The organism is Salmonella sp. K21076 (assembly GCF_039650795.1).
In the GTDB taxonomy this organism is placed as follows: Bacteria; Pseudomonadota; Gammaproteobacteria; order Enterobacterales; family Enterobacteriaceae; genus Salmonella; species Salmonella enterica.
This window is the reverse complement of the sequence record NZ_JBCLYA010000051.1, coordinates 1-23,757: the sequence shown is the minus strand read 5'-3', so window position 1 is coordinate 23,757 and position 23,757 is coordinate 1. Positions and strand designations below refer to the sequence as shown.

Sequence of the window (23,757 nt, the reverse complement as noted above, 5' to 3'; positions counted from 1 at the left end):
AGCAGTGCTTTTGCTTATTATCCCTTCTGAACCCGTTTTACCGAATAGCGACGTGTCGCCTCTTATCCAGCCTACAACACACGAACATAGGCCTGATAAACATAGCGCCATCAGACATTCAGGTCGTTTCCGCCAACGACTACTGCGACAATACGCTTTCCTGCGCATCACAGAAAAGCATGACTATCCGGGGTAATCCAGGCTATAGTCTTATAAATCAACCAGTTTAACCGGCATCTGCCTTTTCAGGTCACACCAGGAATTATGCTTACACGCGACTCCTCTTCCGGTCGGAAAATCCTGCTTACCTGTATCATTACGGGGATAGCGGCAGCATTACTTATTGGTAGCCTGCAATTTTTCCTGTCGTGGCATAAACGGGATGTTAAATACAATACGCTCCTTTCTGATGTACAACATTACCTAGCCAGCTATTTCGCCGACCTGAAAGCCACCACCGATATTCTTCAGCCGTTGACGATCAACACCTGTCAGCAGGTTGGCGCAGAACTCACCTCAAGAGCCGCTTTTAGCCTTAATGTCCGCGCCTTCTTATTGATTAAAGATAAAAAAGTGTTCTGCTCTTCCGCCACTGGCGCCATGAATATGCCGCTTCAGCAACTGGTACCGGATATAGATATCCGCAAAGACGTTGCTATGGCGATTCTGCCCGGCACGCCAATGATGCCCAACAAACCGACAATGGTGATTTGGTATCGAAACCCATTATTAAATAACAGCGGCGTATTCACATCGCTGAATATTAACCTGACGCCCTACTTACTCTATACCACGCGCCAGGACGATTTTAACGGCATCGCGCTGATTGTCGGCAATACCGCGCTGTCGACCTTTTCTTCGCGTCTGCTGACCGTCGCGGAGCTGCCGGGCACGCCTTCACGACAGGCAACTATCAACGGCCTGCCGCTTAAAATACAGCTTTATGCCGATAGCTGGACCTACAATGACTTGTGGTATGCGTTGATGCTGGGCTGCATTAGCGGCATCGTAGCGGGGTTTATCTGTTACTTTATCTATGCCCTCCGGACGCGACCGGGCAAAGAGATTTTAACGGCGATCAAACACGAGCAGTTTTATGTGGTTTATCAGCCCGTCGTCGATACTCGTACGCTAAGCGTCACCGGGCTTGAAGTCTTACTGCGCTGGCGTCACCCTACGGCAGGCGAGATTCCGCCGGATGCCTTTATCCACTATGCCGAAGCGCAGCAACTTATCGTACCGTTAACGCAGCATCTGTTCGAGCTGATCGCCCGCGACGCACCCACGCTACAGAAGGTGATGCCCGTCGGTGCCAAATTTGGCATTAACATCGCGCCGGAACATCTGCACAGCGACAGTTTTAAAGAGGATATGCACCGGCTCAGGGACGCCCTGCCCGCGCACCATTTTCATATCGTGCTGGAAATCACTGAACGCAATATGCTTCAGCAGTATGAAGCGGCCAAACTGTTCGAATGGCTGCATTCCGCCGGGTTTGAAATCGCTATAGATGATTTCGGTACAGGCCATAGCGCCCTGATTTATCTGGAGCGATTTACTTTAGATTATCTGAAAATTGATCGCGGCTTTATCCAGGCGATCGGCACGGAAACCGTCACGTCTCCGGTTCTGGATACCGTGCTGACGCTCTCCAGACGCCTGAATATGCTGACGGTGGCCGAGGGCGTTGAAACGCCGGAGCAGGCCCGTTGGCTACGCGATCACGGTGTTAATTACTTGCAGGGGTACTGGATTAGCCGTCCTTTACCCCTAAAAGATTTCGTGCTGTGGATGTCGGCGCCTTCCGTGCCTGAATGGTAGTCCCCTTACGGTTTTAACGGATTCACATCAGACGCAACGTCACTTATTATTCAGCGAAACGCCTGCCGGTTTGCAGCGGGCAATACGATAAGGAAACCGCCTTCAGATGATTGCGCGCGTAATGCTTCTGCTTGTCGCACTGGTTAGCGCTGGCGCCCAGGCCCAGGAAATCAAAGAAAGCTACGCTTTCGCCGTACTCGGCGAACCTAAGTATGCTTTTAACTTTGATCACTTTGATTATGTGAATCCTGCTGCGCCGAAAGGCGGTCAGATGACGCTTTCCGCCATTGGTACGTTCGATAATTTCAATCGCTATTCGCTGCGCGGCAATCCCGGCGTACGTACCGAAGCCCTTTACGATACGCTTTTTACCACCTCGGATGATGAACCCGGAAGCTATTACCCGCTGATTGCCGACCATGCCCGCTATGCCGCCGACTATTCCTGGGTGGAAATCTCGATTAACCCCCGCGCTCGTTTTCACGATGGCACGCCCATTACCGCCCGCGATGTAGCCTTTACCTTTCATAAGTTTATGACCGAAGGCGTACCGCAGTTCCGTCTGGTCTATAAAGGTACTACCGTGAAGGCGATTGCGCCTTTAACCGTGCGAATTGAGCTGGCGAAGCCTGGTAAAGAAGACATGCTTAGTCTGTTTTCACTACCGATCATGCCCGAAAAATTCTGGAAAAATCACAAACTCAGCGATCCACTTTCAACGCCGCCCTTAGCCAGCGGGCCATACCGGATTACTCAGTGGAAAATGGGCCAGTACATTGTCTATTCACGCGTCAAAAACTACTGGGCGGCTAATCTGCCGGTCAATCGTGGACGTTTTAACCTCGACACTGTCCGCTACGATTACTACCTTGATGACAATGTCGCTTTCGAGGCGTTTAAAGCGGGCGCATTTGATCTACGGCTGGAAAACGACGCTAAAAACTGGGCAACGCGCTATATCGGTAAAAATTTCGATAATCATTACATCATTAAAGAAGAGCAGAAAAACGAGTCGGCGCAGGACACACGCTGGCTGGCCTTTAATATTCAGCGCCCGGTATTTAAAGACCGGCGGGTACGTGAAGCCGTCACCCTGGCCTTCGATTTTGAGTGGATGAATAAAGCGCTGTTCTATAATGCCTGGAGCCGAACCAACAGTTACTTCCAGAATACCGAGTACGCCGCCAGAAATTATCCTGACGCCGACGAACTGGTATTACTCGCGCCGATGAAAAAAGATCTTCCTCCTGAAGTCTTCACTCAGATCTATCAGCCGCCGGTCTCTAACGGCGACGGCTACGATCGCGAAAATCTTCTTAAAGCTGACGCCTTGTTGACGCAGGCCGGATGGGTGATCAACGGACAGCAACGGGTCAATAGCGTCACCGGTAAGCCTCTGACGTTTGAACTTCTCCTTCCTGCCAGCAGTAATAGCCAGTGGGTTCTGCCCTTCCAGCATAATCTTCAGCGTCTGGGCATTACGATGACTATCCGTCAGGTTGATAATTCTCAACTCACCAACCGGATGCGTAGCCGCGACTATGACATGATGCCGAGGCTATGGCGGGCGATGCCCTGGCCCAGCTCCGATCTACAAATCTCATGGGCGTCGGAATACATTGACTCCAGTTATAACGCTCCCGGCGTACAAAGCCCGGTGGTGGATAAGCTGATCGCGCAAATTATCGCAGCGCAGGGTGATAAAGCGAAACTGGTGCCGCTGGGACGGGCGCTGGATCGCGTGCTGACCTGGAACTATTACATGCTGCCGATGTGGTATATGGCGCAAGACAGGCTCGCCTGGTGGGATAAATTCTCCCATCCGGCGATTCGCCCGGTATATACCATCGGGTTAGATACCTGGTGGTATGATGTCAACAAAGCCGCCAAGCTACCGGCAGCCAGGAGGTAGTAAGAATCAATGGGTGCCTATCTTATCCGCCGTCTGTTACTGGTGATCCCCACGCTATGGGCCATTATTACCATTAACTTTTTTATCGTGCAGATCGCTCCCGGCGGCCCTGTCGATCAGGCTATTGCCGCGATTGAATTTGGTCAGGGCGGCGCGTTGCCCGGCGCCAGCGGCGAAGGCGTTCGCGCCAGTCATGCGCAAACCGGCGTCGGCAATATCAGCGACAGCCATTATCGCGGCGGCCGGGGACTCGATCCGGAGGTGATCGCGGAGATCACCCATCGCTACGGCTTCGACAAACCGCTGCATGAGCGTTATTTCAAGATGCTACGGGACTATCTCTCTTTTGACTTCGGCGACAGTCTGTTTCGCAGCGCATCCGTACTAACGCTGATCAAAGATAGCCTTCCCGTCTCCATTACCCTGGGATTATGGAGCACGCTGATTATTTATCTGGTGTCTATCCCGCTGGGGATTCGCAAAGCCGTCCATAACGGCAGTCGCTTTGATGTGTGGAGCAGCGCGTTTATCATTATTGGTTATGCGATCCCCGCCTTTCTGTTCGCTATTTTATTAATCGTCTTTTTTGCCGGCGGCAGCTACTACGATATCTTTCCGCTACGTGGCCTGGTCTCCGCCAACTTTGACACGTTACCGTGGTACCAGAAAATCACCGATTATTTGTGGCATATTACGCTGCCGGTGTTGGCGACCGTCATCGGCGGTTTTGCCGCCCTGACGATGCTGACGAAAAATTCGTTTCTCGACGAGGTGCGTAAACAGTATGTCGTTACCGCTCGCGCTAAAGGCGTGAGTGAAAAAAACATTCTCTGGAAACATGTTTTTCGTAACGCCATGCTGCTGGTGATCGCCGGGTTTCCCGCCACTTTTATCAGTATGTTTTTCACCGGCTCGTTGCTAATTGAAGTCATGTTCTCGCTCAACGGCCTGGGGCTGCTGGGTTATGAAGCAACCGTTTCGCGCGACTATCCGGTGATGTTCGGCACGCTTTATATCTTTACCCTGATTGGCTTATTACTGAATATCCTGAGCGATATCAGCTATACGCTGGTCGATCCACGCATTGATTTTGAGGGACGATAATGCCGCGATTAAGCCCGGTCAATCAGGCCCGCTGGGCGCGTTTCCGCCATAATCGCCGGGGCTACTGGTCACTATGGATTTTCCTGGTAGTGTTCAGCCTGAGCTTATGCGCGGAACTGATTGCTAACGATAAGCCATTGCTGGTGCGCTATGAAGGCCAGTGGTATTTTCCGCTGGTAAAAAATTACAGCGAGCGCGATTTCGGCGGCCCGCTGGCGACAACGGCAGACTATCAGGACCCCTGGCTACAACGGCAGCTTGAGAATCGGGGCTGGGTGTTGTGGGCCCCCGTACGCTTTGGCGCCAATACCATTAATTTTGCCACCACGCAGCCTTTCCCCTCCCCGCCTTCGGCGAAAAACTGGCTGGGCACCGATGCGAATGGCGGCGACGTTTTCGCCCGCATCCTGTACGGCACCCGCATTTCTATTTTATTTGGCCTGATGTTAACGATTTGCTCCAGCGTCATGGGTGTACTGGCGGGCGCGCTACAGGGCTATTATGGCGGCAAAGTCGATTTATGGGGGCAACGTCTCATCGAAGTCTGGTCGGGGATGCCGACCCTGTTTCTGATTATTTTACTTTCCAGCGTAGTGCAGCCTAACTTCTGGTGGCTGCTGGCCATAACCGTGCTGTTTGGCTGGATGAGTCTGGTGGGCGTGGTGCGCGCCGAGTTTTTACGGACCCGCAATTTTGACTATATCCGCGCCGCGCAGGCGCTTGGCGTCAGCGATCGTGACATTATCCTGCGCCATATGTTGCCTAATGCGATGGTCGCTACCCTGACATTTTTACCGTTCATTTTATGTAGTTCCATCACCACCCTGACGTCGCTGGATTTTCTGGGATTCGGTCTGCCGCTTGGCTCCCCTTCTCTCGGCGAACTTCTTTTACAGGGGAAAAACAACTTACAGGCTCCCTGGCTGGGGATCGCCGCCTTTCTGTCTGTCGCCATTCTGCTATCGCTGCTGATTTTTATCGGCGAAGCGGTACGCGACGCCTTTGATCCTGCTAAGGCGGTATAAGATGACATCTCCATTGCTTGCGATTGAAAATTTATCGGTAGGTTTCCGTCAGCAACAGCACGTGCGCCCTGTCGTTAACGCCATTTCGTTACAGGTGAACGCCGGGGAAACGCTGGCGCTGGTCGGCGAGTCAGGGTCAGGAAAAAGCGTGACGGCGCTTTCCATTCTGCGTCTTTTGCCTACCCCTCCCGCCGTCTACCTCTCCGGCGATATTCGCTTTCACGGCGAATCATTGCTTCATGCCAGCGAGCAGACGCTACGCGGCGTACGCGGCAATAAAATCGCCATGATTTTTCAGGAACCGATGGTTTCACTTAACCCACTGCATACGCTGGAAAAACAGCTCTATGAAGTGCTGTCGCTCCATCGGGGAATGCGTCGGGAGGCGGCAAGGGCGGAGATGATCGGTTGTCTGGATCGGGTCGGTATCCGCCAGGCGAGCCAGCGTCTGCGCGATTATCCGCATCAGCTTTCCGGCGGCGAACGCCAGCGCGTCATGATAGCCATGGCGCTGTTAACACGGCCGGAATTACTGATCGCCGATGAGCCGACCACCGCCCTCGACGTCTCCGTACAGGCGCAGATCTTATCTCTACTGCGGGAACTCCAGCGTGAGCTCAATATGGGATTGCTGTTTATCACCCATAACCTCAGCATTGTAAAAAAACTGGCGGATTCAGTGGCGGTAATGCAACACGGCAAGTGCGTAGAGAACCAACGCGCCGACACGCTGCTCTCCGCGCCGACCCATCCGTACACGCAAAAACTACTCAACAGCGAACCCACTGGCGATCCGGTTCCGCTCCCCGCCGGGCAGGCGCCGTTGCTGGAAGTGGACAAGCTGCGCGTCGCCTTCCCAATCCGCAAAGGCATTCTGAAGCGCGTCGTGGATCATAATGTGGTGGTTAACAATATCAGTTTCACCCTGCATCCAGGCGAAACGCTGGGTCTGGTCGGCGAGTCAGGATCGGGAAAAAGCACCACCGGTCTGGCGCTGTTACGGCTTATCCGCTCCGAAGGCCGCATCGTGTTTGACGGTCAATCGCTGGATACGTTAAACCGCCGCCAGCTTTTACCTGTTCGCCACCGTATCCAGGTCGTATTCCAGGACCCGAACTCATCGCTAAACCCGCGTTTAAACGTATTGCAAATTATCGAAGAAGGCCTGCGCGTCCACCAGCCTACGCTTTCAGGCGCGCAGCGCGAACAGCAGGTGAAAGCGGTCATGATGGAAGTCGGCCTGGACCCGGAAACGCGGCATCGTTACCCCGCTGAGTTTTCCGGCGGCCAGCGTCAACGTATCGCCGTCGCCAGGGCGCTGATTTTAAAACCGTCGCTTATTATTCTGGATGAACCGACCTCATCGCTGGATAAAACCGTTCAGGCGCAGATTCTTGCCCTCCTGAAATCGCTCCAGCAAAAGCACCGTCTGGCCTATATCTTCATTAGCCACGATCTGCATGTAGTACGCGCGCTGTGCCATCAGGTTATCGTGCTGCGACAGGGGGAGGTGGTTGAACAGGGGCAATGCGAGCGCGTGTTTACCGCACCGCAACAAGCGTATACGCGTCAGCTACTCGCGTTAAGCTGACGCCTAAAAAGGATTATTGTTAGAAAAAGGTTCCGCTATCGCCACGCCGAAATTTTTCAGCCGACAGGTGGCGGCAAACTCATCCTGACGATTAACGAACAGGCACGGTTCCCCTTCGCACTCCAGCACGGAGCAAGGAACTTCAATATCGCTTAGCGCCTGGCTGAGCTTATGCATCACTGACCACGCGCTATCGCCTGCCGGACTCAACAGTTTAAGCGCCACCAGACTATTCTCGGTGCTCTGCCCGTTTTGCGGAATCGGTTCAACCTTTGACCCCGCAAAACCCGCCGACCAGCGATAGTTTTGCGGCAGACGGTGAACAATTGAGAGCTGTAATGTATTCACTTTCTTTCCCCGGAAGCACAATTATTTCACAATTTACTTACATTTATATTAACACATCATTGACAACCCGTCCTTAAACAGATTGCTAACGCCCTTCTCTCCGTCAGTGGCTCTACAGCAAGCGGGAGTTAAAATAGTTTTACCGACGCGGAGATAGCGGCGGGCTATATGTACCCGTTTCTGCGATCTAACTCAACCTTTTTAACTACAATGATGTGACTTTTTACATAAATGGATTTTACATAAAATAAACATAAAGGAGGAAAATGATGAATTGGTAATTGATATACATCAACTATGAAAGCCGTTTGGCTTTGCCATCGTGTAGCGGATAGCGCCCCCCAACGCCGCCTGCGCATTCTTCGGCGCCATTGAGGGACACCGCGCCCGTCACCGTTTTTTGGGACGGCTGGCGTAGAGATAAAACAGAATGGAACAGGCGGCGCAAAGCGCAATCGACCAGATCATCGGCCACGCACTGTTAAAGGTAGCCAGCGACAGCAACGCGCCGACGATAGCGCCAATACCAAAGCGGAAAGTGCCCGCCAACGAAGACGCCGTTCCGGCCATATGCGGAAACTCATCCAAAATGACCGCCATCGCATTGGACGAAACCATCGACACACAGCCGACAAACGCCGCAACGCCAACCACCAGCGCCCAGAATCCAATGCCCATCAGCGCGCTGAAAACCATCCACACCGCCATCGCAAACTGAATCCATAGCCCGGCCCGAAACATGTTTAGCGCCCCTACCCGTCTGACAAAACGGCTGTTGATAATCGTCATCACAAACAGAAATACGATGTTCAACGCGAAGTAGTAGCCGAAATCCTGCGGCGGAACATGATTAATTTCGATATAGACAAACGGCCCCGCGCTCAAAAAAGAGAACATACCGGCAAAACTGAACCCGCTCGCCAGCATATAGCTCAGTACGCGTTTGTGGCGAAACAACGCGGCAAAGTTACCTATTGTGGTACGAATATGAAAAGGCTGACGCCGCTCAACGGGCAGCGTCTCTTTAATCAAAGCAAAGATCATGACTGACGCCAGAATCGCCGCAATAGCCAGTATCCAGAAGATATAGTGCCAGCTTAACCATACCAACACCCAGCCGCCAACAATGGGCGCCATTAACGGCGCTATCGTAGTGACCAGCATGACAAATGACATCATGCGCGAAAACTCTTCCTTTGGATAAATATCCCGCATCAGCGCATTGATGACGACGCTTGCCGCCGCAGCCACCAAACCGTGAAAGAAACGCATCACGATCAGTTGATCGATAGTCTGCGCCAACGCACAGGCGACCGCCGCAGCGGCAAATACCAGCGTCCCGCCCAGGATGACCGGCTTACGCCCGAGGCTATCCGCCATCGGTCCATAGATAAGCTGACCCAGCGCAAACCCCAGAATATAGGTGCTGAGCGTCATCTGCGCGCTACCGGCAGGCACGCCGAATTGCGCAGAAATCACCGGCAGCGCTGGAAGATACATATCAATCGACAGCGGCATTAACATGGCCAACAGGCCAAGAATAAAGACAATGGCAAAGGAAGAGTGCTGCCGGGTGGTCACATCGAACTCCTGAATTTAACGAGATAGTTAGCCGACGCTGGCGATTTCTTCTTCAGTCAACGGGCGGTACTCGCCGGGAGCCAGATTCTCATCCAGCGTAATGGCGCCAATCCGTTCGCGGTGCAGTTCCACAACGCGATTGCCTACTGCGGCAAACATCCGCTTCACCTGATGATAACGGCCTTCGCTGATGGTCAGACGGACCTGCACAGGTGTTATCACCTCCAGCGTAGCGGGTTTAGTGAGATCTTTTTCATTATGCAACTGCACGCCTTTCGCAAATTGCGCTGCCGTATCGTCGGCCACCGGCGACTCCAGGGTCACCAGATAGGTTTTTTCACAGTGATGGCGCGGCGACGTAATGCGGTGCGACCACTGACCGTCATCTGTCATTAACACCAGACCGGTAGTATCGATATCCAGACGTCCTGCGGCATGCAGCTTATACGCCACCGGCTCATCCAGGAAATACAGCACCGTTGGATGATCGGGATCATCGGTTGAACAAACGTATCCCTGCGGCTTGTTAAGCATAAAATAGCGTGGCCCGTGTTGCTGCGCTAAGGGATTGCCGTCATACGCAACCGCATGTTCCGGGAGCAGTTTGAAGGCCGCATTTTTAATGATGTCGCCATCGACGGTAACGCGGTTACCACGAATTTCACGCCCGGCAATAGCGCGGCTGACGCCAAGCTGCTGAGCGATAAATTTATCAAGTCGCATGTGTGTGATTTAGCCTGTAATAATACGGAAATCGGGCATTCTACCCGAAAAAAGGGAATTGCTATCCGCTCAGTATAGCGGGCTAACTATATCCCTCAAGGGAAATGATTCATGGCATACTATTCCCGGAACCGTTTAACGTAGTGAGACCATGATTTTTACACTCCGCCCCTACCAGCAAGAAGCCGTAGACGCCACGCTCAGCCACTTTCGCCGCCACCGTACGCCCGCCGTGATTGTTCTGCCGACCGGCGCAGGTAAAAGCCTGGTGATCGCCGAACTGGCGCGCGTCGCCCGCGGACGGGTACTGGTGCTGGCGCATGTGAAAGAGCTGGTCGCGCAGAACCACGCCAAATATTGCGCGCTGGGGCTGGAAGCGGATATTTTCGCCGCCGGACTCAAACGTAAAGAGAGTCAGGGCAAAGTCGTGTTCGGCAGCGTACAGTCGGTGGCGCGTAATCTTGACGCCTTCCAGGAGGAGTTTTCGCTGTTGATTGTCGATGAATGCCACCGCATCGGTGACGATGAAGACAGTCAGTATCAGCAAATCCTCACTCACCTGAGTAAAGTTAATCCTCACTTACGTCTGCTTGGACTCACCGCCACGCCTTTTCGCCTCGGAAAAGGCTGGATTTATCAATTTCATTATCACGGTATGGTGCGCGGCAACGACAACGCTCTGTTTCGCGACTGTATTTATGAACTGCCGCTGCGCTATATGATTAAACACGGCTATCTGACGCCGCCTGAGCGGCTTGATATGCCAGTGGTCCAATACGATTTCAGCCGCCTGCAGGCCCAAAGCAATGGGCTGTTCAGCGAAGCCGACCTGAACCGCGAGCTGAAAAAGCAGCAGCGGATTACGCCGCACATCATCAGCCAGATTATGGAATTTGCGCAAACGCGCAAAGGCGTGATGATTTTCGCCGCCACGGTCGAACATGCGAAAGAGATTGTCGGTCTGCTTCCGGCGGACGACGCGGCGCTGATTACCGGCGATACGCCAGGGCCCGAGCGCGACGCGCTGATTGATAATTTCAAGGCGCAGCGTTTTCGCTATCTGGTTAACGTCTCGGTACTGACCACCGGCTTTGACGCCCCACACGTTGATCTCATCGCGATTCTACGTCCCACGGAGTCAGTTAGTCTTTACCAACAAATTGTCGGGCGTGGTCTGCGCCTTGCGCCGGGAAAGACCGATTGCCTGATTCTTGATTACGCAGGCAACCCGCACGACCTGTATGCCCCGGAGGTCGGTAGCCCGAAGGGAAAAAGCGATAACGTCCCTGTCCAGGTATTTTGCCCGGCCTGCGGCTTTGCCAACACCTTCTGGGGGAAAACCACTGCCGACGGCACGCTGATTGAACACTTTGGCCGTCGCTGCCAGGGCTGGTTTGAGGATGACGACGGCCATCGCGAGCAGTGCGATTTTCGCTTTCGCTTCAAAAACTGCCCGCAGTGTAATGCCGAAAACGATATTGCCGCCCGACGCTGCCGGGAATGTGACGCCATTCTGGTCGACCCGGACGATATGTTAAAAGCGGCGCTCAGGCTCAAGGATGCGTTAGTCCTGCGCTGTAGCGGAATGACGATGCAGCATGGGCAGGATGAGAAAGGCGAATGGCTGAAAATCACTTACTATGACGAGGACGGCGCGGATGTCAGTGAGCGCTTCCGCTTGCACACGCCCGCCCAGCGTACCGCTTTCGAACAGCTATTTATTCGCCCGCATACGCGCACGCCCGGCGTTCCTTTACGCTGGATCACGGCGGCGGATATTGTCGCGCAGCAGGCGCTGTTGCGGCATCCCGATTTTGTGGTCGCGCGGATGAAAGGCCAGTACTGGCAGGTGCGTGAAAAAGTGTTCGACTATGAAGGCCGCTTCCGCCGGGCGCACGAATTACGTGGTTAATTGTACTTTTCATTGATGTAACGGCGATTTGAGTATAGAATCCCGCCCGCCTTTGCATACGCAAAGCAGATCACTTACCTGTTGCTGGGTCGCCTGTAGCAGGAATTATTAAAGAGAGATTTAAATGTTTACTATCAACGCAGAAGTACGTAAAGAGCAGGGTAAGGGTGCGAGCCGCCGCCTGCGCGCCGCTAACAAGTTCCCGGCAATCATCTACGGCGGTTCTGAAGCCCCGATTGCTATCGAACTGGACCACGACCAGGTGATGAACATGCAAGCTAAAGCTGAATTCTACAGCGAAGTTCTGACCCTCGTTGTTGACGGTAAAGAAGTAAAAGTTAAAGCTCAGGCTGTACAGCGTCACGCTTACAAACCGAAGCTGACTCACATCGACTTCGTTCGCGCGTAATCGCCTGGAAGTTGAAGAAAAACCCCGCCCCGGCGGGGTTTTTTTATGCGTTTAATTGAATTTGACGACATGCAGAGCAACGAGAACCCACTTTGCTTTTCTGCTTTCTTACACCTCGCCACATTCAATTAGCGCCTCCCCTAATCGAGGATCTGTAGTTTCCGCCGCGGTATTCATACCTTTAAGCCGATTGAATAATGCCCGTTGACGAACGCTGGCACTTTCCGGTTTCCATGGCAAAATTCGTATTGGTATCGTTTGCCCATCATTCAACGCATCAAATACCTTTTCATTGGTCAGTAAGTCGCCGCAGCTCCATGTCTTGCTATCAAACTGAAAATCAAATAAGACATGGAGTTCCAGTTCATCTACACGCACTTGACGCTTTGCATTATCGATGCGTATTTCCACCTTCTCTTTATGCGTCAAAGTTGCATCAAGATTGAGTCCATACCGTTTCAACTGCCCCTTGTCGTAATAGTAACGTATGCTGGACCAGGTTGATTTAAAAGCAAATCCAGTAATGAATAAACCACTTAACAAGAACAGCGGGCATATGAACAAGCTCAGTAACCAGTTGGCGCCATAAGTATAAAACAGTACCAACGAGAGAACGGTGAACACCATGCCGAGCATCAACATCATCAAAAATGCGACAATGTGCGCATACAAAACCTGCCGAAATAAACTGAAATTAACAGGCGGCCTCTGACGTATTCCTTTACTCACTACGGCGTCCTTTTATGTCGTATGCCTTTATTTCCCGCCCGACGTGCGTCGCTGCAACTGATCGCGCAAATTCGGCGGCGTCCCTTTGATAGTCAGGGTATCGGTCGCCGGGTCCCAGAAAATCCGCTCGCCCAGTAGCATCGCATCAAAGTTAATCGTTAACCCGCCGCCGCTGCCGGCATATTTGGTTAACTGGCGTAGCGTACTGCGATCTGCCGGGAAGCTCTCTTCCAGCTCATAGCCTTTTTCGGCGGTAAATTCGCTGAAGCTGACTTCACTGACGCCGGAAAGCTCTTTAGACAGCGATTCCAGCTCAATCTCTTCCCCGGCTTGTAACTGCTCGTTGCAGTAGCTGTACACCTGCTGACGCACGTTCTGACGTTCTGCTTTATCCAACTGCGCTTCTGCGGTGAAATCATCCACTGCCTGCAACAGGCCGCGATTCTGCGCTTTGGCGTTCAACCCTTCGCTGGCGCCGAGGAAATCCATAAAGAAGTCAGCGACCTTGCGCCCTACCCGACCTTTCAGGAACGTCAGGTAGCGGGTCGATTGCGGATTAGTTTCCCACTCGGTAAGATCGATACGCGCCACGATATCCGCATGGTTGATATCAAGATAATGCGTCGGGTTAATGTCCAGATTTTCATTGACCCGCATACTGCTCAGGTTGTTCAGTACCGTAACCAGCAGATACTCCACCGCCAGGTAACGATAATGGCAGAACAATACAATGCCGCCGTCCGCAAAGGGATATTTCGCCAGTTCGTCACGCAGGCGTCCGGTCGCCGCCCGGCTAAAGGCAAGAAAATCTTCTTCCCCCTGACGTTGCAACCGCAGCGCTTGCGCCAGTTCACTCTCTTCATTAAACAGGCCATACGCCTTATTCTTGGCGCTATAGACCCGATGCAGTTCAGCCACCATCTCGACAACGGTGGTTGTCGGCTCCAGCAATGAATCGCGCAAGACCAGCTCAAGATTTTGCTCATCGCGCTTGATAAGCTGGTGCAGGGCAATCTGGTTGATATCCAGACTCATGATAAACTCTCCTTTAAGACCGGGCGGTATTCAACCACCGCCTGCCGGAAGACGCAAGCAATCGCCCTGTCATTTCAGGCGTTATCCGTAACGCGAATGATTTAGGGGATAAAAATGCAGAAAAAAAACTGTTGCTACGGTAATATGTTGCCCTTTCATGAACAAACAGATTTTGATTTATGCCACAACTCTCCCGCTATAGTGATGAACATGTTGAACAACTGCTGAGCGAACTGCTCAGTGTACTGGAAAAACATAAGGCGCCGACCGATCTTTCCCTGATGGTACTGGGAAATATGGTCACCAACCTTATCAACACCAGCGTGGCGCCGGCTCAACGCCAGGCGATTGCGAACTCTTTTGCCCGCGCCTTGCAGTCTTCGATTAGCGAAGACAACGCGCACTAAAAAGCCGACTCCGGAGAAACAAGCGACAGGTATGGTAACTCATCGTCAGCGCTACCGTGAAAAAGTCTCCCAGATGGTTAGCTGGGGGCACTGGTTCGCTCTGTTCAATATACTGTTGGCTACGTTGCTCGGCAGCCGTTACCTGTTTGTCGCCGACTGGCCGACAACGCTTGCGGGTCGCATATACTCCTACCTGAGCATTGTCGGGCACTTTAGCTTTCTGGTGTTCGCCACCTATTTGCTTATTCTTTTTCCGCTCACGTTTATCGTGATGTCCCAGCGGCTGATGCGGTTTTTATCAGCCATTCTGGCGACCGCGGGTATGACGTTGTTGCTTATCGACAGCGAAGTCTTTACCCGTTTTCACCTGCATCTTAACCCCATTGTCTGGGAACTGGTCATCAACCCTGACCAGAACGAAATGGCGCGCGACTGGCAGCTTATGTTTATTAGCGTGCCAGTTATCTTATTGATTGAGATGCTATTTGCGACATGGAGTTGGCAAAAGCTGCGCAGTCTCACGCGCCGCCGCCATTTCGCAAGGCCGCTTGCGGCATTCTTTTTCGTCTCCTTTATCGCATCGCATCTTATCTACATCTGGGCAGACGCTAATTTTTACCGGCCGATTACCATGCAGCGGGCAAACCTGCCGCTCTCTTATCCGATGACGGCGCGACGTTTTCTTGAAAAACACGGTCTGCTGGATGCGCAGGAATATCAGCGCCGTCTGGTAGAGCAAGGCAATCCGGAAGCGGTCTCCGTTCAGTACCCGCTCAGCAATTTGCACTATCGCGATATGGGCACCGGTCAGAATGTGCTGCTCATTACCGTAGACGGCCTGAACTATTCTCGCTTTGAGAAGCAGATGCCGGAGCTGGCTACATTTGCCGAGCAAAACATCGACTTCACCCGTCATATGAGTTCAGGGAATACCACTGATAACGGTATTTTCGGCCTGTTCTATGGCATATCGCCAGGCTATATGGATGGCGTGTTATCCACCAGAACGCCTGCGGCGCTCATTACCGCGTTGAATCAGCAAGGCTACCAACTGGGACTGTTTTCTTCGGATGGCTTCGCCAGCCCGCTTTATCGTCAGGCATTACTGTCCGATTTCTCGATGCCGGCAGCGCAAACGCAGTCTGATGCGCAAACGGCCAGCCAGTGGATAGACTGGCTTGGGCGCTACGCACAGGAAGATAACCGCTGGTTCTCATGGATATCGTTTAACGGTACTAACATTGATGACAGTAACCAGAAAAATTTTGTTAAGCGTTACGCCAGTGCCGCCAGCGACGTGGATGCGCAAATCAATCGGGTTCTGAACGCGCTGCGAGAGGCCGGTAAATTCGACAATACTGTCGTGATCATTACCGCAGGACGCGGCATACCGTTGACGCCGGAAGAAAATCGCTTCGACTGGTCGCAAGGTCATCTGCAAGTACCGCTGGTGATCCACTGGCCGGGGACGCCTGCGCAGCGTATTAATGTGCTTACCGATCATACCGATGTGATGACCACGTTGATGCAACGCCTGTTACATGTCAGCACGCCAGCGAACGAATATTCACAGGGCCAGGACATCTTTACCGTTCCACGTCGTCATAACTGGGTAACGGCGGCAGACGGCAGTACGCTGGCAATCACGACGCCGCAAATGACCCTGGTGCTCAATAATAACGGTCATTATCAGACCTATGACTTACACGGCGAGAAGATCAAAGATCAGAAGCCGCAGCTCAGTCTGCTGCTGCAAGTGCTAACAGAAGAGAAACGTTTTATCGCTAACTGATTAATTATAAATCAGTTAGCACCGTTTCCCCTTGCATTCGCGTTGGAAAGAGGTAGTATTAGCACCCACAAGTCGGCACGTAGCGCAGCCTGGTAGCGCACCGTCATGGGGTGTCGGGGGTCGGAGGTTCAAATCCTCTCGTGCCGACCAAAATTCCCCTTAAAAGCCAGCCTGCCAGGGCTGGTTTTTTTATATATCCAATTTGCAAATGGTGAAATGATGGTGAAATAGCTATCGAAGGTCACTGCAAATTGACTTCAAGCTCCCTCCAACGCGAAAAGTTGAACAGATGACTTAAATACATTGATTAGTCATCCTTAACCAGTAGAATCCGCCACGACTGGTAACTATTCAATACACGCACTATCGAACGATCGCCAGTTTGCCGCAGCCCGTTCTTGCATACAATGTGGCTGCGGCACACCATCACATCAGAAATTTGAAAATCAGGGTAAACCTGTCACTTAACCTGAAGCAGGTCTTCATAGCGGGTGGTATATCGGGATGACAGTATGTTTCTCTTCATAGCCCACTGTTGCTGGATACCCTCCCCGGCAAAGTACAGCTTTCCCCTGCCCTTCTTTGCATTCAGGTGATCCAGTACTTCCATCGGCTTCTCGCTACCGGCGCGCGGCGCGTTATCATCGAAAAAGTTGCGCCGCGCCCTGACTGAAGAAGTCTCCCCTATTTCACCTGTACATCATCCGTACTGTCTGATGTTGTTCGTCCGGGAATATCTTTGTCGCACCGCACCTCATTCACCTGGTGCATCAGTTACGACGCCACTGAACGTTCAGATAGCTCCCCAGCATCTCCTCCACAAGAGGTCGCAGGCCATCCAAAAATGTCTTTTTCGCGCTCTCCATCGCTCTTGCTCCGATAGTGCGCTCTGCATCGGTATTACCGACCAGCCCAGACGGTCTCAGCTCTGTGTCAGACAGCATCCGGTACGTTTCCTCATAATCCGATATTTGCTTTTCACGAAGCGCGTTAACGCGTTTCGGCGCTTTGCGCTCCAGCACTCTGTGTAACGGCCCCCACTGCAGTATCCACTCCCTGAACTCGCTTTTTTCAGCGGCTTTCACCTGAAGCTCCGCGTCCTGAAGGTCTGTAACCGTCACGCCGGATACGTCAAAGAAACGCATTTCTGACGTCACGCTGGTCAGCCCGAGTGATTTCTTCAGCTTATTCTGATACGCCAGCCAGACCTCAATTTCATCAACGAGAGCCAGCGTTCTGACCTTTTCCCGGGCAATCTGTTCCAGTTTTCCCAGACGGAACATCTCACGCCCCGTGGCAACCAGCGCCGCGAGATCGTTATCGTATTGCCCTTTTTCTGCATTATGTACCAGCTGTACGTTCTTCATCTGGTGCAAAAAAAATGTGACCCGGTCCTCGCAGCTTGAGGTTGCCTCTGTTGCCATAGCAAAGGTGTTTGCTCTCAACGCCTCATCTTCAGCCAGTTGTGCCAGCCAGGACGATATCTGTGCCTTAAACCCCGCGTCCTTTATGAAGTTTTCCGTCTCACTCAGTCTGTCCAGGAAGAGGCTGAAGGCGTCGGCGTTATCTTCCTGTCCGAACATATGCCATCTGTCTGCAGGAGCCGGTTCCCCCTCCCGGGCAGGCACCAGCCAGTCAGCGGCCGCCAGGTGCAGTGCCCGAGTTTCCCGGGGGGCGGAGGCTCCCGCCATATCGAATCGTATTATGGGGCCTGAATAGCCAGGCGCGCTGGTGATCTCCCGCAGCGCCTGCAAAGTACGTTCAGACAGTGGGTTCCCTTCCAGATTTACGGTTGTCTCTGAAGACAGATGAATGAGACTTTCCGGCAGGCGGGTCAGCTGGTTACGATAGACCGACAGCGACAGTAGTCCTGACGGCAGCATCGGCAGGCTGGTCAGCCGGTTACCAGATACCATCAGCTCCTTCAGTTCTGACGGCAGCACCGGCAGACTGGTCAGCCGGTTACCAGATACAATCAGCTCCTTCAGTCCTGACGGCAACGCCGGCAGGCTGGTCAGCCGATTATTATAGGCCCACAGCTTATATAATTCTGACGGCAGCGTCGGCAAGCTGGCCAGTTGGTTATCAGATACCGACAGCTCCTGTAGCCCTGACGGCAACGTCGGCAGGCTGGTCAGCTGGTTATTATAGGCCCACAGCTTACATAATTCTGACGGCAGCGCCGGCAGGCTGGCCAGTTGGTTATCAGATACCGACAGCTCCTGTAGCCCTGGCGGCAACACCGGCAGGCTGGTCAGTTGATTACCAAAGATCCACAGCTTACATAGTCCTGACGGCAGCGCCGGCAGGTGGGTCAGCGGGTTACTAAAGATCGACAGTTCCAGTAGTCCTGGCGGCAGCACCGGCAGGCTAGTCAGCTGGTTACCAGAGACCTCCAGCGTCCGCAGTTCTGGCGGCAGCGCCGGCAGGCTGGTCAGATTATTATCAGGAATAACCAGTGTGGTAATATGCGCGGGTAAACAGTCTGGCAAGGTGGTAAGACCTGATTCTCCCACGTTAAGCACTGCATTGCCATTATTCAGGCAGGCACGCATTTTCTGTACCGCTGCTGCACGGCCGCGTGACTCTTCTGCGGGTGCAGCCCTTCTCCACGCTGACCAGACAGCATCATACTCTGCTGGCGTCTGTGGAGCCGTTGTGGCAGGGAGGAAGGATGTCCTGAATGTCCCGGATGCCCCTTCCGCGTGTCCTGTGCCCTCCTCACCCTGTGCTGTGTCCAGGGTGAGGCGATGTGTTTCACTGTACCCCTGGCAATTTACGGTATAGTTCCCGGCATCATCAAGGGTGACTGACAATATCTCCTGACTGTCTTCATCCAGAATACAGAAGTAATTTTCCCCGTGCTGGCCGGAATGAATGCTTTCCTCCCATCCGGCATACGCGAGCGTCCTGAGCAGTTCAAATCTGTTGATCACATCCTCCCGCGTCGTTCCGGCCGGCGGGTGACAAATCGTCCAGATGCACTCCAGCGCTTCAGTCTGGTGCGTTGAGCAAAAAAATTCCTTCATTTTTTCCCAGGAACTCATTTCAGGGGGGGTATCAGACCAGGCAATACGATAAATGCGGCGATTACTGATGGTGGCGGGAAGACATCCGCTTCCAATATGAAAGGGCATAACAAAAAACCTTTATAAATTTACATATAGTATCTGTCCGGCAGACATCATCTCTTCCTGGTCTTAATTTCACAATAAGGTTATCGGCGGATTCATGGTCGTCCTGACATGGCGGGCTTCAGAAGGTGCAGAAGAAAAATCCGTTATGATGACCGGATGGCGGGACTGTCATTTTACAGCTAAAGTGTCGATTTTTTCAGGGTCGCTTTCCACGATGACCAGATCATCCGGTATCAACGCCCGGGCGTTCAATTTTCGATTCTGCCTGCCTGCGCAGCTCTTCCGGCGAATAAACCCTTTGAACGACTTTACCGTCTTTAAACTGCCAGCAGCATGAATATCAGCGCGACGGTTTTCATCCGTATCAGGCAACTCTGCAACGCTCTGGCCAGCAGGCCACAGCCCGGAAACATCACGCGTAATACACGTAATAACATCGTTATCGTCGTAGGTAATTTTCAGCGTGTCTGCTGAAAATAATTGCTGGCACCCATACCAGTCCTGACCATCCTCTGATTTAAGATACGCCGCATCGGCGAATAATGTGTCATCTGGTTCCGGTGCATACGGAATGAAATTTTTAATATTTAAAAACTGTTTGTTCTTTTTATTTTTTTTCCGCTGTCATAATTATTCCTTCTTATACACTTGGGGCTGTCACCCACGTATCACCAACCAGATACTGAATGGGACGTTGTCACCCGAATAGTCATCGCGCCACGCACTCCCATTACCTCAATCACTGCGCCAGCGAGACAGATATTACCGCAGCCAGTATCCGTGATGATTTTGTTATAAGCGTAAGACCAGGAGCCACGACACATCCAGTAAGGGTGATTGAATGCGCCCTGAGACTCCAGCCAGACGATAAACTCCGCCGTCGTCCACGGATTATCATCACAGCCGATAATAACTGCGCCATCAAACGCTCGCGCGGCACCGATACGACGCACAAACAAATCCTTGTCCGGAATATCGCCGCCATTCTGTGATTTTTGTAATGCATCGGCGGCACGACTTATGGTTTCTCGCAAACCAACGTATTCGATAAGACCGTCAACGCTTTTTCCTGACAGCGCCGTCAGGGTTTCGTCCAGCGGCTGCTTGCCCGCCAGTTTATTCAGTACCGTGGTGGCAAAGTTCGGATCATTTCCCAACGCGTCAGCCAGTTCCTGCAGGGTGTCCAGTGGCTCCAGTACGGAACCAACCAGCGCGGCAATCAGTTTGCGGACAAACTCCGCGTTTGTTGTCTGAAGCCCTTTAGCATCGCCTGGCGGCGTCGGTGTGGTCGGCGTTCCAGTGAATGCCGGGCTGTCCAGCGGCGCTTTGGTCCGTACCTCACCCATAACGGTTTTTACCGCCTTTGGTGTGGCCGCCAGCGCTTCGCTGTCACTGTCCGTGGCACTGCTTAATTTAACGATACCTTTTTTCGTCAGGCTTGCATCTTCCAGGGAAATCACGTCTGCGATATCCTCGGCCCGTTTCGCGGCCTCTTCGGCTCTGGTTGCCGATTCTCCGGCTGCAGCTCTGCTTTGCGCTGCCAGTGATGCGCTGGTATCAGATGCGGCGGCGTGGGTGGATGCCTACGATGCTGATGACGAGGCGGCTGCCGCCGTTCTGGCTGTGTCAGCCGACGCCGCGCTGGCTGATGCCTCCCCGGCTTTTGTGGTCGCCGTACCTGCGCTGCTCTCCGCAGATGCTGCGGATGAAGCTGCCGACCAAAATTCCCCTTGAAAACCAGCCTGTCAGGGCTGGTTTTTTTATGCCTACAATTAAAAAGTTAGCTGATGCCAGAGACGTTATTTTGCATGAACTGATTTTGCATGAACTGATTGGACATCTTTCCTGTGCAGTGGTCACAGTAAAGTCAATGCAGGCAACTAACGTAAACCATGTTTGTACTAAAACAGAAAAAGCGCATCTACACCCTATACTGGAAAAAATGTTTGCAGTGGCAGGTAAATGAGTAAGCAATCTGTCGCAGCAATAATAAAACGTTCTGGTAAGGTAAACGGCCTACCACGCCTTTGTCGCTAACAATTAGCCTCCCTGTCGCCATAGGGTCGATAACGATCGGCTATTCACAACACGTTTTGTAGACAACGTACGGTGATTAATTACTCCTTCAGCCAGCAACTCGCTAATTGTTATTCAACTTCAGAAATTATAACTAATTGAAGCACCTACAAAATTATGCCCTGAATTTTTATCCGTAAGTGATCCATTCGAGAAATGCCGGATATAAGCTTCTGTAGAAAAAGCCCCAAAGTTCCAGCCAAGAAACGCTTTTTCTCCAAAGGTAAATGCAGAATTGACACGCATATCATCTCGCGACTTAGATTTTATATAAGCCCCCAGACCAATACCGGTATAGATACCAGCGAAATGAACCAGCGCCACATCCTTCGAGATACCCAATACGCCCTGGTTATATTTATTACAGGGAACGCTGCCAGAATGTTTACTGCAATCATCGCTACCCTTAGCCTTAAATCCTCCTAACTCCAGATTATTTCTTGCCTGTAAAAAGAAAAAATCGCTGGGTTCACTGTATGTCAGAAAAGCCGTATATAAGTGCTCAACCCCTCCTCTTCTTATACTTTCTCCCGCAGCAAAAGAGATCTGATGCTTGTTGCCCTTGCCAAAAAAACATTATCATTAGCAGAACATGCGAATGCACAAGGTAATAATAGATATATAAATATTCTCTTCATATACACTCCACCACCATTTCAATGTCAATAGTTATTTTTAACCGGCTAACATATTTAAAATTTTCTACGCCACGCTTACGCTCACAGAAACGGCTGATATAGCATCCACACTACGTTCTCCCCTTGAGTCGCCCCAACGGGTGCTCAAAACGCCGCGAGTGTTGTTCAGGCACATCCAGGATAAGTTATAAGTGAATGACGCTCATTCCTGACCACATTTTCATTTATGATAAGAATATCGTCAGAATCTCTTTATCGCATAAAAATACCTCTGCTATTGACTTAATATTTAATTTAACAGATGTCGCGGTTTATTCGTTCTGCTCAGATGTATTTCATTGGCATTAATAAAACCATAAATAAATTCAATTAAAATAATTTGTTAATAATGAAAATCTTTAGACGCTATGACTTTTAATAAGGAATTTCCTGCCAGTAAAGATAGTCTGGACTTACGGACGCAAGGGCGCAGCTACATATGCCACACTTCTGTTATGTCACATTGTCCGAAAAAAGCGTCCAGACCAGTATTCAACTTCAGGGAGTATTCTGTTTTCTCTCACAACAGGTTGTTTTATCCTTTCTATCGTTCAGCTAATGACTCGCCTGTCACAGGTTTTACTACTTACCCATGCACTAATTAAGGTAAAATTTACGCGCTTGACAATGTGGCAAATCTGGACGATTTCCGCGCTGAAAACAATAATCATTCTAATAAAACTCAGGAGATATAGCATGCCTGAAGTAACACCTTTTCAGGTGCTTATTGTGGACGACCATCCACTTATGCGGCGAGGTATTCGTCAATTACTGGAACTGGACCCGGCTTTTTATGTCGTTGCCGAAGCGGGTGACGGGGCGAGTGCGATCGATCTGGCGAATCGCATTGAGCCCGATCTGATCCTGCTGGATCTGAATATGAAAGGTCTGAGCGGGTTAGATACCCTGAACGCGCTACGCCGGGATGGTGTGACGGCGCAAATTATTATTCTTACCGTCTCGGATTCCGCCAGCGACATCTACGCGCTGATCGACGCCGGCGCCGACGGTTATCTGCTCAAAGATAGCGATCCGGAAGTGCTGCTGGAGGCCATTCGCAAAGGCGCTAACGGCGGTAAAGTCTTTAGCGATCGGGTCAATGAATATCTGCGTGAGCGTGAACGGTTTGGCGCGCAGGAAGATCCCTTTAGTATCCTGACCGAACGAGAGTTAGATGTCTTGCATGAGCTGGCGCAGGGGCTTTCTAACAAACAGATTGCGTCAGTACTGAATATTTCTGAGCAGACGGTTAAGGTGCACATTCGTAATCTACTTCGCAAGCTAAACGTGCGCTCGCGCGTCGCGGCGACCATTCTATTTTTACAAACACGCGGAATGCAGTAACAAGCCAGGCCCGGTGGCGCCACGCCACCGGGCCGTCAGGGTCTTATTTCTCCTGCGCCAGCCGGATACTGCGCTCTATCACCGCCCGCCGGGCGTCACCCGCCGGCAGCAGCTTCAGCATCATCTCCCAGGCC

20 protein-coding genes, 1 tRNA gene and 4 pseudogenes are annotated in these 23,757 nt (G+C 52.0%); 14 read left to right on the top strand and 11 right to left on the bottom strand.

Translation table 11 applies throughout. The features are described 5' to 3' along the window. The first annotated feature begins 264 nt into the window (after positions 1-264). The 5 genes from AAYN39_RS20870 (at position 265) to yejF (ending at position 7,453) form a co-directional block, all read left to right on the top strand. On the top strand, positions 265-1,821 hold the full coding sequence (locus AAYN39_RS20870; protein ID WP_000957756.1) for a cyclic di-GMP phosphodiesterase: 1,557 nt from the start codon (positions 265-267) through the stop codon (positions 1,819-1,821). A gap of 106 nt (positions 1,822-1,927) precedes the next feature. Further along, positions 1,928-3,733: an extracellular solute-binding protein gene (locus tag AAYN39_RS20865; RefSeq protein ID WP_000561746.1), complete on the top strand. Its 1,806-nt coding sequence runs from the start codon at positions 1,928-1,930 to the stop codon at positions 3,731-3,733. A gap of 9 nt (positions 3,734-3,742) precedes the next feature. Then, on the top strand, positions 3,743-4,837 hold the full coding sequence (locus tag AAYN39_RS20860; RefSeq protein WP_000501623.1) for a microcin C ABC transporter permease YejB: 1,095 nt from the start codon (positions 3,743-3,745) through the stop codon (positions 4,835-4,837). Further along, positions 4,837-5,862 (top strand): ABC transporter permease, encoded by a 1,026-nt coding sequence (locus tag AAYN39_RS20855; RefSeq protein ID WP_001137761.1) that lies wholly within the window; start codon positions 4,837-4,839, stop codon positions 5,860-5,862. Before AAYN39_RS20860 ends, AAYN39_RS20855 begins: the two co-directional genes overlap by 1 nt. A gap of 1 nt (position 5,863) precedes the next feature. After that, complete coding sequence (yejF, locus tag AAYN39_RS20850) at positions 5,864-7,453, top strand: microcin C ABC transporter ATP-binding protein YejF (protein WP_000203612.1); 1,590 nt, start codon at positions 5,864-5,866, stop codon at positions 7,451-7,453. A gap of 3 nt (positions 7,454-7,456) precedes the next feature. Here yejF and AAYN39_RS20845 read toward each other — a convergent pair whose 3' ends face one another. From AAYN39_RS20845 to rsuA, 3 genes are all read right to left on the bottom strand, one after another. Further along, entirely contained in the window at positions 7,457-7,801 is a 345-nt protein-coding gene (locus AAYN39_RS20845; RefSeq protein WP_001094639.1) for a YejG family protein, read from the bottom strand. A gap of 390 nt (positions 7,802-8,191) precedes the next feature. Further along, a complete protein-coding gene (locus AAYN39_RS20840; protein WP_000213351.1) occupies positions 8,192-9,382 on the bottom strand; it encodes a Bcr/CflA family multidrug efflux MFS transporter in 1,191 nt (396 codons plus the stop codon). A gap of 27 nt (positions 9,383-9,409) precedes the next feature. After that, positions 9,410-10,105 carry a 16S rRNA pseudouridine(516) synthase RsuA gene (gene rsuA / locus AAYN39_RS20835; RefSeq protein ID WP_001234836.1) on the bottom strand — a complete coding sequence of 232 codons (696 nt, stop codon included), beginning with the start codon at positions 10,103-10,105 and terminating at the stop codon, positions 9,410-9,412. A gap of 151 nt (positions 10,106-10,256) precedes the next feature. Between rsuA and AAYN39_RS20830 the strand changes: the two genes are divergently transcribed. Together AAYN39_RS20830 and rplY are read left to right on the top strand one after the other, a co-directional pair. After that, positions 10,257-12,017: a DEAD/DEAH box helicase gene (locus AAYN39_RS20830; RefSeq protein WP_000578121.1), complete on the top strand. Its 1,761-nt coding sequence runs from the start codon at positions 10,257-10,259 to the stop codon at positions 12,015-12,017. 124 nt (positions 12,018-12,141) lie between these two features. Then, positions 12,142-12,426, top strand: a complete 285-nt coding sequence (gene rplY, locus AAYN39_RS20825) for a 50S ribosomal protein L25 (protein WP_000494192.1) — start codon at positions 12,142-12,144, stop codon at positions 12,424-12,426. Between the two features lie 108 nt (positions 12,427-12,534). Here rplY and AAYN39_RS20820 read toward each other — a convergent pair whose 3' ends face one another. Together AAYN39_RS20820 and yejK are read right to left on the bottom strand one after the other, a co-directional pair. Continuing rightward, a complete protein-coding gene (locus AAYN39_RS20820) occupies positions 12,535-13,155 on the bottom strand; it encodes a hypothetical protein (RefSeq protein WP_000033434.1) in 621 nt (206 codons plus the stop codon). A 27-nt stretch (positions 13,156-13,182) separates the two neighbouring features. Beyond that, positions 13,183-14,190: a nucleoid-associated protein YejK gene (yejK, locus tag AAYN39_RS20815; protein WP_000050806.1), complete on the bottom strand. Its 1,008-nt coding sequence runs from the start codon at positions 14,188-14,190 to the stop codon at positions 13,183-13,185. A gap of 179 nt (positions 14,191-14,369) precedes the next feature. On the opposite strand from yejK, the gene AAYN39_RS20810 reads away from it, so the two are divergent. The 4 genes and pseudogenes from AAYN39_RS20810 to AAYN39_RS20795 form a co-directional block, all read left to right on the top strand. Next, entirely contained in the window at positions 14,370-14,597 is a 228-nt protein-coding gene (locus tag AAYN39_RS20810) for a YejL family protein (protein ID WP_001135904.1), read from the top strand. A gap of 31 nt (positions 14,598-14,628) precedes the next feature. After that, positions 14,629-16,389 (top strand): LPS biosynthesis-modulating metalloenzyme YejM, encoded by a 1,761-nt coding sequence (yejM, locus tag AAYN39_RS20805; RefSeq protein ID WP_000256150.1) that lies wholly within the window; start codon positions 14,629-14,631, stop codon positions 16,387-16,389. Between the two features lie 73 nt (positions 16,390-16,462). Continuing rightward, a tRNA-Pro gene (locus tag AAYN39_RS20800) sits at positions 16,463-16,539 on the top strand. Then, positions 16,495-16,593 (top strand): annotated as a pseudogene (locus tag AAYN39_RS20795) (hypothetical protein); the annotation flags it as partial. The gene AAYN39_RS20800 and the pseudogene AAYN39_RS20795, both read left to right, overlap by 45 nt. 256 nt (positions 16,594-16,849) lie before the next feature. On the opposite strand, the pseudogene AAYN39_RS20790 reads toward AAYN39_RS20795, so the two are convergent. The 4 genes and pseudogenes from AAYN39_RS20790 to AAYN39_RS20775 all read right to left on the bottom strand — a co-directional run. Further along, positions 16,850-17,147: pseudogene (locus tag AAYN39_RS20790) on the bottom strand (DUF4113 domain-containing protein); the annotation flags it as partial. A gap of 12 nt (positions 17,148-17,159) precedes the next feature. Next, positions 17,160-19,526, bottom strand: coding sequence for an SPI-2 type III secretion system effector E3 ubiquitin transferase SspH2 (gene sspH2 / locus AAYN39_RS20785; protein ID WP_001115839.1), 2,367 nt, complete (start codon positions 19,524-19,526; stop codon positions 17,160-17,162). A 168-nt stretch (positions 19,527-19,694) separates the two neighbouring features. Then, positions 19,695-19,898 (bottom strand): tail protein, encoded by a 204-nt coding sequence (locus AAYN39_RS20780; RefSeq protein ID WP_001113462.1) that lies wholly within the window; start codon positions 19,896-19,898, stop codon positions 19,695-19,697. A gap of 296 nt (positions 19,899-20,194) precedes the next feature. After that, positions 20,195-20,986, bottom strand: coding sequence for a tail fiber protein (locus tag AAYN39_RS20775; RefSeq protein ID WP_000624225.1), 792 nt, complete (start codon positions 20,984-20,986; stop codon positions 20,195-20,197). Between the two features lie 115 nt (positions 20,987-21,101). Here AAYN39_RS20775 and AAYN39_RS20770 point away from each other — a divergent pair, with 115 nt between their 5' ends. Together AAYN39_RS20770 and AAYN39_RS20765 are read left to right on the top strand one after the other, a co-directional pair. Further along, a complete protein-coding gene (locus tag AAYN39_RS20770) occupies positions 21,102-21,260 on the top strand; it encodes a hypothetical protein (protein ID WP_001749124.1) in 159 nt (52 codons plus the stop codon). Between the two features lie 28 nt (positions 21,261-21,288). Beyond that, the gene (locus AAYN39_RS20765) at positions 21,289-21,492 is read left to right on the top strand and encodes a virulence protein MsgA (RefSeq protein WP_001653202.1); all 204 of its coding nucleotides are present in this window, start codon (positions 21,289-21,291) and stop codon (positions 21,490-21,492) included. 191 nt (positions 21,493-21,683) lie between these two features. On the opposite strand, the pseudogene pagL reads toward AAYN39_RS20765, so the two are convergent. Next, positions 21,684-22,246: pseudogene (gene pagL, locus AAYN39_RS20760) on the bottom strand (lipid A 3-O-deacylase PagL). A 729-nt stretch (positions 22,247-22,975) separates the two neighbouring features. Here pagL and narP point away from each other — a divergent pair. Further along, positions 22,976-23,623, top strand: a complete 648-nt coding sequence (narP, locus tag AAYN39_RS20755) for a nitrate/nitrite response regulator protein NarP (protein WP_001115500.1) — start codon at positions 22,976-22,978, stop codon at positions 23,621-23,623. A 43-nt stretch (positions 23,624-23,666) separates the two neighbouring features. Here narP and AAYN39_RS20750 read toward each other — a convergent pair. Continuing rightward, positions 23,667-23,757 (bottom strand): annotated as a pseudogene (locus AAYN39_RS20750) (hypothetical protein); the annotation flags it as partial.

What these genes read in the sequence shown, in the direction of transcription:
- AAYN39_RS20870 (WP_000957756.1), top strand. Translation starts at nt 265, where the DNA reads ATGCTTACACGCGACTCCTCTTCCGGTCGGAAAATCCTGCTTACCTGT.
- AAYN39_RS20865 (WP_000561746.1), top strand. Translation starts at nt 1,928, where the DNA reads ATGATTGCGCGCGTAATGCTTCTGCTTGTCGCACTGGTTAGCGCTGGC.
- AAYN39_RS20860 (WP_000501623.1), top strand. Translation starts at nt 3,743, where the DNA reads ATGGGTGCCTATCTTATCCGCCGTCTGTTACTGGTGATCCCCACGCTA.
- AAYN39_RS20855 (WP_001137761.1), top strand. Translation starts at nt 4,837, where the DNA reads ATGCCGCGATTAAGCCCGGTCAATCAGGCCCGCTGGGCGCGTTTCCGC.
- yejF (WP_000203612.1), top strand. Translation starts at nt 5,864, where the DNA reads ATGACATCTCCATTGCTTGCGATTGAAAATTTATCGGTAGGTTTCCGT.
- rsuA (WP_001234836.1), bottom strand. Translation starts at nt 10,105, where the DNA reads ATGCGACTTGATAAATTTATCGCTCAGCAGCTTGGCGTCAGCCGCGCT.
- AAYN39_RS20830 (WP_000578121.1), top strand. Translation starts at nt 10,257, where the DNA reads ATGATTTTTACACTCCGCCCCTACCAGCAAGAAGCCGTAGACGCCACG.
- rplY (WP_000494192.1), top strand. Translation starts at nt 12,142, where the DNA reads ATGTTTACTATCAACGCAGAAGTACGTAAAGAGCAGGGTAAGGGTGCG.
- yejK (WP_000050806.1), bottom strand. Translation starts at nt 14,190, where the DNA reads ATGAGTCTGGATATCAACCAGATTGCCCTGCACCAGCTTATCAAGCGC.
- AAYN39_RS20810 (WP_001135904.1), top strand. Translation starts at nt 14,370, where the DNA reads ATGCCACAACTCTCCCGCTATAGTGATGAACATGTTGAACAACTGCTG.
- yejM (WP_000256150.1), top strand. Translation starts at nt 14,629, where the DNA reads ATGGTAACTCATCGTCAGCGCTACCGTGAAAAAGTCTCCCAGATGGTT.
- sspH2 (WP_001115839.1), bottom strand. Translation starts at nt 19,526, where the DNA reads ATGCCCTTTCATATTGGAAGCGGATGTCTTCCCGCCACCATCAGTAAT.
- AAYN39_RS20765 (WP_001653202.1), top strand. Translation starts at nt 21,289, where the DNA reads ATGCCTACAATTAAAAAGTTAGCTGATGCCAGAGACGTTATTTTGCAT.
- narP (WP_001115500.1), top strand. Translation starts at nt 22,976, where the DNA reads ATGCCTGAAGTAACACCTTTTCAGGTGCTTATTGTGGACGACCATCCA.